The 10865-nt window shown below is 72.9% G+C and carries 8 protein-coding genes; 3 read left to right on the top strand and 5 right to left on the bottom strand.

What is annotated here, in order from left to right; genetic code table 11:
* Window positions 1–263 precede the first annotated feature (263 nt).
* The 3 genes from Q5530_RS06565 to Q5530_RS06555 all read left to right on the top strand — a co-directional run bounded on the left by Q5530_RS06565 (window position 264) and on the right by Q5530_RS06555 (window position 1990).
* Complete coding sequence (locus Q5530_RS06565) at window positions 264–950, top strand: vWA domain-containing protein (protein ID WP_415361302.1); 687 nt, start codon at window positions 264–266, stop codon at window positions 948–950.
* Between the two features lie 75 nt (window positions 951–1025).
* Window positions 1026–1388, top strand: a complete 363-nt coding sequence (locus tag Q5530_RS06560; RefSeq protein ID WP_415361301.1) for a hypothetical protein — start codon at window positions 1026–1028, stop codon at window positions 1386–1388.
* Entirely contained in the window at window positions 1385–1990 is a 606-nt protein-coding gene (locus Q5530_RS06555) for a class F sortase (protein WP_415361300.1), read from the top strand. Before Q5530_RS06560 ends, Q5530_RS06555 begins: the two co-directional genes overlap by 4 nt.
* A 297-nt stretch (window positions 1991–2287) precedes the next feature.
* Here the strand turns inward: Q5530_RS06555 and Q5530_RS06550 are convergent, their stop codons facing one another.
* The 5 genes from Q5530_RS06550 to Q5530_RS06530 all read right to left on the bottom strand — a co-directional run bounded on the left by Q5530_RS06550 (window position 2288) and on the right by Q5530_RS06530 (window position 10614).
* Window positions 2288–2839 (bottom strand): EF-hand domain-containing protein, encoded by a 552-nt coding sequence (locus tag Q5530_RS06550; RefSeq protein ID WP_415361299.1) that lies wholly within the window; start codon window positions 2837–2839, stop codon window positions 2288–2290.
* A gap of 95 nt (window positions 2840–2934) precedes the next feature.
* Window positions 2935–5238: a molybdopterin-dependent oxidoreductase gene (locus Q5530_RS06545; RefSeq protein WP_415361298.1), complete on the bottom strand. Its 2304-nt coding sequence runs from the start codon at window positions 5236–5238 to the stop codon at window positions 2935–2937.
* A 546-nt stretch (window positions 5239–5784) separates the two neighbouring features.
* Complete coding sequence (locus Q5530_RS06540) at window positions 5785–6858, bottom strand: alpha-hydroxy acid oxidase (protein WP_415361297.1); 1074 nt, start codon at window positions 6856–6858, stop codon at window positions 5785–5787.
* Window positions 6851–8638, bottom strand: a complete 1788-nt coding sequence (locus tag Q5530_RS06535) for an ABC transporter ATP-binding protein (RefSeq protein WP_415361296.1) — start codon at window positions 8636–8638, stop codon at window positions 6851–6853. Before Q5530_RS06535 ends, Q5530_RS06540 begins: the two co-directional genes overlap by 8 nt.
* Window positions 8635–10614 carry an ABC transporter ATP-binding protein gene (locus Q5530_RS06530; RefSeq protein ID WP_415361295.1) on the bottom strand — a complete coding sequence of 660 codons (1980 nt, stop codon included), beginning with the start codon at window positions 10612–10614 and terminating at the stop codon, window positions 8635–8637. Before Q5530_RS06530 ends, Q5530_RS06535 begins: the two co-directional genes overlap by 4 nt.
* Window positions 10615–10865 lie beyond the last annotated feature (251 nt).

Here is a 10865-nt window from a genome sequence, read left to right as displayed (position 1 = left end):
TTGCGGACTGTTCTTCCTCTGTGCTCCGCCTGTACTGCCGCCCCGGGAGCAGCACCGCGACCAGGTGGTTCGACGCGTTCCGACCGGGCGACCCGGCTCCCCGGCCGGCGTCCCGGATATCGCGACCGCCCCATACCACAAATGTGAGCGATAGTCACTTTTTTTTCGTGCGGCGGTTCGTGATCGCACCCGTTCGGACGATATCCGCGTACTCCGGAGGCTCGTTGGTGGAGGGCAACTCCCACGACGTGAGGACATGACGGATGAGAAGGCTCGGAGCCGGGCTGGCCGGCGCTGTGCTGGTGCTGGCCGGGGGTGCGCCGGCGGGTGCCGTGGACGGCACCCTGCCCGGCGGGATCGGGATCGCGGTGGACATCGAGACGCCGCTGCCCGACACGGTGATCCCCAAGGGCACCACCACGGTGGTCGGCACGGCGTCGATCGGCACGAAGGCGACGACGCCGACGACGTCGCTGGTGTACGTGCTGGACAGCTCCGGCAGCCTCACCCAGAGGGGGTGGGACGCCGAGAAGCAGGCCGTCGGCGAGTTCCACCGGCAGGTGGCGCAGCAGCCGTACCTGGGGGTGGGCAACGCCGGCCTGGTCGCGTTCTCCACCCGGGCGCAGATCGCCTGGACCGGCCCCGCGGCGGGTCCGCGGTTCCACGACGCGCTGGCGGACCTGCCCTGGCACGACGGCAGCACCAACTTCACCGCGGGACTCCGGGCGGGCGCCGAGGTCGCGAGCGCGACGACCGAACCCCGCTCGATCATGCTCTTCCTGTCCGACGGGCGCGACAACCACACCCTGGAGGACTTCGAGGGCGCGCTGGCCGCGGTGCCCGAGCGGGTGGACATCCACACCGTGGCCTTCGGCCCGGACGCCACCTGCGGCGACGGCCCGCGCAGCCTCAAGCGCATGGCGGACGTCACCGGCGGCGCCTGCGTCTAGGCCCCCGACATCCGCGACCTGCCGACCGCGCTGGGGACGCTGTTCCCCTCCGAGCTGCAACGCCTGACGCTGACCGTGGACGGCGGCCCGGAGCTGCCGATCACCGACATCACCCCGGCCCTGCCCCAGCCCGGTCCCCGCGAGGTCCGCTACACCGTCGAGACCCCGCCGCTGGACGTGGGCAACCACCCCCTGTGCGTCACCGCCCACGGCACCGACCACGCCGGGGCGGGGAAGGTCACCGACTGCACCAACGTGATCATCCTCGAACCCACCCCCGGCACCACCCCGACCACCCCGTCCACCAGCCCGCCCACCAGCGCCACCCCGACCAACCCCGGCAGCCCGTCACCGCCGGCGGCGCTGCCCGGCAACCGCCAGGTCAGCGTCATCCCGCGCGGCGGCGTGGACACCGGTGACGGGACGGCGGCACCGTGACCGCCCGCAAGCGCGCGGTCGTCGCCGCCGCCGCGGCCGCGCTGCTGATCGCCGGCCTGCTCACCACGCGCCTGCTCCGGCCACCGGGCGACGACGACCCGACGACCGGGCAGGCCGTCGGGCAACCCGCGACCGCGGCACCACCGGCGGTGTCCGCCGCCGCACCGGTCGAGGTGCACATCCTCGCCCTCGGCGCCCGCTCCACCCTCATCCCGCTCGGGCTCAACGCCGACGGCACCGCCGAGGTCCCGCCGCTGGAGCAACCCCTCCAGGCCGGCTGGTACAAGCACGGCCCCGCACCCGGCGACCCCGGCCCCGCCGTCCTGCTCGGCCACGTCGACGGCCACGGCCGACCGGGCATCTTCCACGACCTCGCGGAGCTGAGGCCCGGCGACCGCGTCGAGGTCACCCGCCACGACCACACCACCGCGGCCTTCACCGTCAGCCGGGTCGACCGCGTCGCCAAGGACCACTTCCCCACCGAGGCCGTCTACGGCGAGACCACCACCCCGCAACTGCGCCTGATCACCTGCGGCGGCGCCTTCGACCCCGCCACCGGCGACTACCGGGACAACGTCATCGCCTACGCCGACCTCGCCTGAAACCCGGGGCCGCGCCCCGCCGGCGGTGGGGCGCGGTCGCCGCGTCGGTCCCGCGACCCGGCGGTCGTCGACCACCGGATCGCCTGTGCTCGCGGGGCACCCCCTGCGTGCCGCACACCGGCGTCGGCCGGGAACACCCGCCCGGGAAACCGGGCTCCGGGTCGGGCACGACCTGCTCTACCCTCCACTGTGGACGGTGGTCCGGAGCGGACTCCCGACCTCCTCGGGATCGGGTCGGTCGGTCCGGCCCCGAGTGCGGGCATCGGGCTCGACCCCGGTCGGTGCGGTCCCGGCCGGTCAGCCGGCGATCCTGCCGAACAGGTGCGCGGCGGGGGCGTCCGGGTCGTCGCCGTAGAAGAACTCCGTGAGCGCCCGGTGGAACTCGGCGCGGCTCAGCCCGCCCGAGCCGTCCAGGTCCAACGCGTCGAAGACCGCGGCGCAGTCCTCCGGGGTCACGTTGCCCGCCAGGCCGAAGATCTCCCCGAACTCGTCCCGGTCCACCCGGTCGTCGCCGTCGAGGTCGACCAGGTCGAAGTAGCAGTCGCCCACCGGCCCGACCTGCTGCGGGTACAGGGCGGGGTCGGCCAGCGCCCGCCGGAACCCCTCGGTCATCTCCCGCAGGTCGACCTCCCCGTCACCGTCCTGGTCCATCGGCGCTATCACGTTGGCCCAGAACGCGTCCAACCCCTCGGTCAGCCGGCGGGCGGTCGCGGACCCCGGCGCCGCGCCGCGGGCCGCGAGGTACCGCTCGCCCATCAACCGGACGTCCTGGCGGGTGATCACCCCGTTGCCGTCGACATCCGCGCCCTTGAACCACTGGCGGTACTTGAGATCCCGAATTTCGGTCATGGCCACGCAGCGTAGTCAAGTGACCGCCGAATATCCGGGGCGACGCGACCACCGGGGGGCGGATCACTCGTTCGAGTGATCCGCCGTGGGCCACGTCAACCGGGCGGCACGAGGTTCGGCGGCGCGAAGGCGAGCACGTCGGGAAGGGGGCCGTCGTAGGGCTCGACGTCGACCAGCGCGCTGAGGGCACTCGGTCCCTGGGACAGGCTCGAACACGGTCGATCCGCCGTGAGGGCGTTCGGGTTGCCGTGGCGGTCCAGCGTTCCGCCCAGACCCGGCTGGACCGGGTCCCACCACGCTCCCGTGGACAGCTGCACGACGCCGGGCATGACGTCGTCCGACAGGACCGCGCCCGCGAGGCAGCCGCCCCGGTCGTTGTGGACGCGCACGACCGTGCCGCTCTCGATGCCGCGTGCCGCGGCGTCCGCCGGGTTCATCGTCAGGGGCTCACGACCGCGGATCTTCGAGCCGAGGCTGTGGCCGCCGTTGTCGTACTGGCTGTGCAGGCGTGAGGTGGGCTGGTTCGAGATCAGGTGCAGCGGGAACCGGTCCGACAGGTCGGCGCCGAGCCACTCGGCCGGTTCGAACCACTTCGGGTGCCCGGCGCAGTCGTCGTAGCCGAACGAGTCGATCTCCTCGGAGAAGATCTCGATCCGGCCCGAGGGCGTCGACAGGGGGAAGCGCCGCGGGTCCGAGCGGAGGTCCTCGAAACTGCCGGGGAACGGTCCGGTCAACGCCGGCAGCTCAGCGGTGGAGCTCCGCCAGAAGTCGTCGAAGTCCGGCAAGGCGCTGTCGCCACCGAGCCCGGCCCTCGTCCGCTCGTAGAGGTGCCGGACCCACTCGATCTCGGAGCGCGACTCCGTGAACTCCCGCTCGAACCCGAGCCGGGAGGCCAGGGCGGCGAAGATGTGGTGATCGGTGCGCGACTCGCCCGCCGGTTCGCGGACCTTCGGCATCGCGACGAGGTGCGGGTCCGAGAACCCGGCGGCGAAGTCGTCGCGCTCCAGGCCGGTGGCGACGGGGAGGACGATGTCCGCGAACTTGGCCGTCGTGTTCCACCAGGCTTCGTGGACGACCACCGTGTCGGGGGTCTGCCAGGCGCGGGTCAACCGGTGGAGGTCCTGGTGGTGGTGGAACGGGTTCCCCCCGCACCAGTAGACGAGGCGGAGCTCGGGCAACGTGAGGCGCCCGCCGTCGTAGTCGATGACCTCGCCCGGGTGCAGCAGGGTGTCGGCGATCCTCGCGACGGGGATGAAGTCCGGAACCGGGTTGGGGACCTCCGGCAACGTCGCCACGGAGGCGCGGCCCTCGGCAACACCCGTCGCGTCCATCGTCGCGTAACCCGCGCCCCACCCGCCGCCGGGCCGACCCATCGAGCCCGCCATGGCGGCCAGCACGACGGACGTCCAGATCGGTTGTTCGCCGTGGTCCGCCCGCTGCACCGCGTAGTTGACCATGATGAGTGACCGCTGGGTGGTGAGGCGGCGGGCGAGGTCGGTGATCGCGTCGCGACCGATGCCCGTGATCCCCGCCGCCCAGTCGGCGTCCTTCCGGACGCCGTCGAGTTCGCCGACCAGGTAGGAGGCGAAGCGGTCGAACCCGACGCAGCACCGGCGCAGGAAGTCCTCGTCGTGCCACCCGTTGACCAGCATCGTGTGGGCGATGCCGAGCATCGCGGCGGTGTCGGTGTTGGGGACGACGGGCAGCCACTCGGCGTCGAGGAAGTCGGCGACGTCGTTGCGGATGGGACTGATGTTCACGAACTCCACCCCGGCCTCGCGGCACCGGCGTTGCAGGTCCCGCGTCCGGTGCCTGACCAGCCCGCCGGGGTTGATCTGGCTGTTCTTGAGGGCCAGCCCCCCGAACGCCACCACGAGCTCGCAGTTCTCGGCTATCGCGTCCCACATCGGCATCCGGCTCTGGTAGCTCCACGGGTGACCGCCGATCACGTGAGGGAGGACGACCTCCAGGGCGGCGGTGCTGTAGGTGTTGCGGGAGTCGGTGTACCCGCCGTCCAGCGCCAGGAACCGGTGGAGTTGTGCCTGCGCGTTGTGGAACACGCCCGCACTGGCCCAACCGTAGGACCCGCCGAACACCGCGCTGTCCCCGTGCTGCGAACGAACCCGACGGAGTTCATCGCTCACCAGCGTGATCGCGTGGTCCCAGCTCACCTCCACGAAGGCGTCCGAGCCCCTGGCCGTGCCGTGGGCGCGGGGCTCGCCGTCCAGCCAGCCCCTGCGCACCGCGGGGCGCAGCACGCGAGCGCTGTCGTCGGCGGCTGTCACCATCCCCGGGCCGATGGGCGAGGGCGCGGGGTCGTCGGGCCTCGGCTCGATCCGCACCAACCGGCCGGAATCGACCACGGCGACGAAACTGCCCCAGTGCGTCGCAACCGACACGCGTCGTTCCACCACGCATCAACTCCACCTCTGAAGGATTTCGACCTCGGACAACGGTCGTCCGCGCCACCGCCGGGAGACGAGCGGAGCACCTCGAGCGGCGGGGGACGCCGAATTCGAGCGCGAGGCACATCGGGTTCGCCCTTCTCGACGATCGGCGGAGGGGTGCACCAGATGAGTCCCCGAACGCGTCCCCGGTGTTAACCGATCGGGCCGCGCGTCACCCGGTCGGGGCTGCCCGCCCACCGGGTCCGCTGCGGTCGGGCCGCCCGCGACGAATCCCTCGCCGACCGCCTGTGGCAGGAGTCCGGAGCGCTCACCGGCACGACCTCCCACATCGGGCGCGCCGACTCGTCGAGGTGAACATGACGGCGACCGACCCGTCAGGTTGCTGCGGAAGAGTGGTGTGAAGGGTGGATGAATGCTCCGTTCGGGTGAAACGGGGCGGAATCGTTCAAGTCGGTCGAGGTGCCTGCCGATGCAGTGGAGGAGAAGCGCCGGACCTGCCGCAGCCCGGTGGGGGAGGCCAAGGTCTGCGGTCGGTGCCTACGCGGGACTCTCGGCGACGGTGAGGCGGCGGGCCGAGGCCACGTCCGGGCAGCCCGCCAGGCGCAGCGCCGTCTCGAACTCGGCCCGCAGCACGTCCAGCACCGCCGTCACGCCCCGCTCACCGCCCGCCGCGAGCCCCCACAGCACGGGCCTGCCGACCAGGACCGCCGCGGCCCCGAGCGCCAACGCCCGCAGGACGTCCACCCCGCTGCGAACCCCGCTGTCCAGCAGCACCGGGCACCGCCCGCCCACCGCGGCGACGACCCCCGGCAGCGCGACCGCGCTCGGCACCGCACCGTCCAACTGCCGCCCACCGTGGTTGGACACCACCACACCCCGCACCCCGAGGTCGACGGCCCGCGCCGCGTCCCGCGCGTCGAGCACCCCCTTGACCACCAGCGGCAGGTTCGTGTGCGCCCGGATCCACTCCAGGTCGCGCCAGCTCAACGACGGGTCGAACACCGCACTGGTGTGCCGGGCGATCGCCGAGTCGCCGGGCACCCGTTCGCCGACCTCGCCGTCGGTGTTCACCGGCTTGACCCACGACGGCAGCGCGAACCCGTTGCGCAGGTCCCGCAGCCGCCGCCCGAGCACCGGCACGTCGACCGTCAGCACCACCGCGGCGCACCCCGCCTCCTCGGCCCGGCGCAGCAGCTTGACCACCACCTCGCGGTCGCGCAGCCAGTACAGCTGGAACCACGTCGTGCCGCCCGCCGCGGCCACGTCCTCGATCGGGTCGGAGCTGAGCGTGCTCACGACGTACGGCACACCGGCCGCCGCCGCGGCGGCCGCGGCCGCTCGCTCGCCGCCGTCGTGGACCAGCCGCTGGTAGGCCATCGGGGCCACGGCCAGCGGCAGCGCCGACGTGACGCCGAACAGCTCGCAGCCCGTGTCGCAGGCCGAGACGTCCACCAGTGCCCGCGGCACGACCGCGACCCGGTCCAGCGCGGCCCGGTTCGCGGCGAGCGTGACCTCCTCACCGCTGCCGCCCGCGATGTAGTCCCACACGTCCGGCGCCGACCGCTCGGCGGCCAACCGCTCGACATCGGCCGTCGACCACACCTCACGCATACGCCGCCGCCTGCATCGAGTAGAGCTCGGCGTACAGGCCGTTCGCGGCCATGAGCTGCTCGTGCGAACCGTGTTCCCGGACGTGCCCGTCGGCCACCACCACGATGAGGTCGGCCATGCGCACGGTGGAGAATCGGTGCGAGACGAGCAGGGTGATCGCGCCGGTGCGCCTGCCGACCTCTCGCGCACTGGCCGCGTACCGCTCGAACAGCCGGTGCTCGGCCTGCGCGTCGAGCGCCGAGGTCGGCTCGTCGAGGACGAGCAGCAACGGTTCCCCGCGCATCATGGCCCGGCCGAGGGCGAGTTTCTGCCACTGCCCGCCGGACAGCTCCGCGCCGTCGGCGTAGGTCTTGCCGAGCCGGGTCTCGATACCGTCCTCCAGGCGGTCCAGGACGTCTTCGGCGCGGGCCCGGCGCAGGGCGCCGTGCACGGCGTCGGCCGATTCGATCTCGGCCAGCTCGCCGACACCGACGTTCTCGCGGGCGAGCAGCTCGAAGCGGGCGAAGTCCTGGAACCCGACGGTGATCCGGCGGCGCCAGGCGTCCACGGCAAATCGGGTGAAGTCCGTGCCGTCCAGCGAGACCGTGCCGGTGGTGACCGGGTAGAACCGGCACAGCAGCTTGATCAGGGTGGTCTTCCCGGCGCCGTTCTCACCGACGAACGCGACCGTGCCGCCCGCGGGCAGGGTGAGGTCGACGTCGGCGATGACCGGCCGGTCGGTGCCCGGGTAGGTGAAGGACACGCCGCGCAGCTCGATGCCGTCCCGGATGCGTCGGGGCACGTCCCGGTCGGGCGGTGGCGGCGCCTGGCTCGCCACCAGCGCCCGGACCCAGCGCAGGTTGCCCATGACCCGCCCGGTGCGCTGCATCTCCTGCAACGTGGCCACGGACGAGGTCACCTGGAGGTTCACCTGGGACGCCAGGGTCAGCACGAGCAGGACGTCGCCCACGCCGCGGCGGCCGGCCACCGCGTCGCGCAGCACCAGCAGCGTGCCCAACACGTAGGCCACGGCGAAGAACAGCTCACCGCCGGTGCGCAGCACCACGGCCCGGCGCTCACCGCGCCACAGCTGTGCCGACGCGTCGTCCCAGGCCCGGCGCTGGCGCGAGCGCAGCTCCGACTTCAGCCCGCTGACGCGCAGCTCCTTGGCCGACGCCGCGTTCGCCACGAGCCCGAAGAGGTGCTTGGCGTGCCGGGACGGCAGTGCCGAGCGCTCGCGCGCGCTGTTGACGATCGACTCGGCCCGCCGCCCGAGCAGCAACGGCGGCACGGCCGCGAGGGGCAGCAGCAACAGCAGCGGGTTGAGCCGGGCCAGCAGGACCGCGGTGATCGAGATGGCCACCAGCAGGCCCAGGCTGTTCAGCAGGCCCTCCATCGAACCCCACCCGGCCCGGTGCAGTTCCTGGCGCAGCACCTGGAGCTTGTCGGCGTACTCGGGCCGCTCGTGGTGCTCCAGCCCGGCCGAGCCGTTGGTCATCTCGATCAGCTCGCGCTCCAGGCGCGGCACCGCGCGGTCGCCGAGCTCGAAGTAGAAGATGTGGGCGAAGTGCCCGGCGGTCAGCGCGGCGATCACCGCGACCACGACCAGCACCGCCGCGGTGGTCGCCCCCCGGACGTCCCCGGCCAGCGCCGAGTCGGTCAGCGCGGCCAGCGCGGGCGCGGCCAGCGGCATCGCCGACGCCTGGGCGATCATGAGCACGACGGCGAGCACCAACCGGTACCGGCTCTCCTGCCAGGCGATGACGAGCAGCTCCCAGCCACCGCGGACGACCTCGATCACCGGCTGACCCCCTCCACCACCGCGGCCGTGTCTTCGGTGTCGTCGTCCTCGGCTTCGTCGTCCTCGGCGTCCAGCCCCCGGGCGAACCGCTTCGCCTGCAGGGTGAACAGGCGCGCGTAGTGGCCGCCCGCCGCGATCAGCTCGTCGTGCGAACCCCGCTCCACCACGTGCCCGCCGTCCACCACCACGATGTGGTCGGCCCGCCGGACGCTGGAGAACCGGTGCGAGATCAGCAGCGAGGTCACCCCGCGGGTCAGCTCCACGAACCGGTCGAAGAACGCCACCTCGGCGCGGACGTCCAGCGCCGCGGTGGGCTCGTCCAGCACCAGGACGGTGGCGCCCGCCTCCAGCGCGTAGAACGCCCGCGCGATGGCGATCCGCTGCCACTGGCCGCCGGACAGGTCCGTCCCGCCGGGGTAGGCCCGCGAGAGCGGCGTGTCCAGGCCGTCGGGCAGGGCGAGCAGCGCTTCGGCGATCCCGGCGCGTTCGGCGGCGCGCAGCACCACCGCGCGGTCGACCGGCACGTGCGCCGCGCCCAGCGCGATGTTCTCCGCCGCGGTCAGCTCGTAGCGCACGAAGTCCTGGAAGATCACGCCGACCTGACGCCGCCAGAGCACCGGGTCGAACTCCGCGATGTCCACGCCGTCGGCGCGCACCGCGCCCGACGTCGGCTCGTACAGCCGCGCCAGCAGCTTCACCAGCGTGGTCTTGCCCGCGCCGTTGACGCCGACCACGGCCGTGCACCGCCCGGCGGGCAGGACCAGCTCGATGCCGTCGAGCACGGTGCGGTCCGAATCGGGGTAGTGGAAGCCGACGCGGTCGAACGCGAGCGACGCGGCCGGCGTGCCCGGGGGAACCCCGGCCCGACCCGGCGGGGGCTGCCCCTCGTCCAGCTCGTCCAGCCGGTCGCGCAACCGTTGCAGGGCCGTCAGCGACAGCATCGCGTACTGGGTGCTGGTGTCCGCCTCGGGGTAGTAGCCGCCCAACGAGATCGCCAGCACGATCGCCTGCACCCCGAGCGCCAACGCGGTCAGGCTCACCCGCCCGGTCGCGGCGAGCTGGGCGGCGTACACCATCGCGCCGCCCGCCAGCAGCAGGCCCAGCGACGTCAGCACCAGGTACGGGGTCAGGTAGACGCGGCGGCGTGCCCGTTCGAAGGTGTTGCGCACGGTCTCCCACACGGCCGCGTAGCGATCCGCGAGCCAGCCGGTGAGGCCGAACACCCGGATCTCCTTCGCGGCCACGTCGGTCATCGTGAGTTCGTGCAGGTAGCCGATCTCGCGCATCCTGCCGATGAGGTCGCGCCCCACCCGCGAGTACTTGCGCAACCCGCCGCGCTGCCCGTAGCGGAACGCCAGCACCGCCGCACCGACCCCGAGCCCCGCGAGCCACCCGATCGTCAGCCCGATGGCCACCACCAGCGCCACCAGGCGGGTGTAGCGGGCGACCAGCGCCACCATGCCGAAGCACGCCTGCCCCGGTGTGCCCCAGTCGCGGTCGAAGGCGCGCACGGCCTCGTTCAGCTCGTTCAGCGTGCGCTGGTCCTCCAACGGCCCGATGCCGACCGGGCGCAGCATCAACGCCATCGCGTCGTCCCGCAGCGCGCTGTCCACCCGTCGCCGCAACTGCTGGCCCAGGGCGTTGCCCACGGGGGTGAGGACCTGGGTGAGCAGGAACGCGGCGGCGGCGAGCAGGAAGATCGAGGTCAGCCGGTCCCAGGCCGCGCTGCCGACCCCGCCGCCGACCGCGGCGGGCACCTCGCCGACCAGGGTGCTCGTCGCGACCACGAAGGCCACCGGCAACAGGCCGAGCACGAGGTTGAGCACGGCCAGGAACACGACCAGGCCCACACCCCCGGACGGCAGCAACCGCGCGATCCGCAACCGCGGCCGCACCGCCTCGTCCACCCAGTTCGCCCACGTGGCGCGCAACCCGGCCGTCGCGGACCCCGCCGCGGGAGGTGTTCCGGTCGTCATGGCGCTCCCGCGGGTCCTCCGGTGGTGCGGTTCGTCGACCGACCGCTCGTCGAATTGACCGCGGGCGCATTGCCGCGGTTTTCGTGATGTCGGGTGGACGCCAATCCTCAATCGGCCGGCCGGGCGTCCCAGGGCATCCAAGCACAGGGGCGCGAGCACCTTCAAGAAGGTTATTTCGTGAATCCGCACGATTTTTTCGCGCCACTCGTCGGACGTTGCTCCGGTCGGTCCAGCGGCCTGCCGCCACGGTC

The organism is Saccharothrix sp. BKS2, assembly GCF_047689505.1.
Lineage (GTDB): Bacteria > Actinomycetota > Actinomycetes > Mycobacteriales > Pseudonocardiaceae > Actinosynnema > Actinosynnema lopnurensis.
The sequence above is the reverse complement of the archived record's forward strand: the minus strand, read 5'-3'. Positions and strand labels throughout refer to the sequence as shown.